The sequence below is a fragment of the Bacillus sp. SIMBA_026 genome (assembly GCF_046535335.1).
Lineage (GTDB): Bacteria > Bacillota > Bacilli > Bacillales > Bacillaceae > Bacillus > Bacillus velezensis.
In genome coordinates, this window is the sequence record NZ_JAWRWX010000196.1 from 1 (window position 1) to 269 (window position 269).

The window sequence follows — 269 nt, forward strand, 5'->3', positions numbered from 1 at the left end:
GCTTCCAGGCCCTTCTGCACGTACCACGATAACGGCAGTGTCAGCAGCAGGACCGCGGCCAGCGCGACCAGCGCGGTCGGGACGCCCGCGATGTCACCCAGACGGCCGAACAGAACCGGCGACAGCGCGCCGCCGCCGATCGTGCCCGTATAGAACAGGGCAAACGCCTGCTCGCGCTTGCCGACCCCGGCCAGCTCCGGCACGACGCCGTAGAGCACGGACGATGTCCCGTTCAGCGCCAGTCCAAGCAGCGGGAGCATCGCCATCAT

At 68.8% G+C, this 269-nt stretch carries 1 protein-coding gene; it reads right to left on the reverse strand.

The window, feature by feature from the left end; translation table 11 throughout:
• The coding region (locus tag SB847_RS21175; protein ID WP_410578596.1) for a hypothetical protein at nucleotides 1–269 on the reverse strand (269 nt) is incomplete at both ends.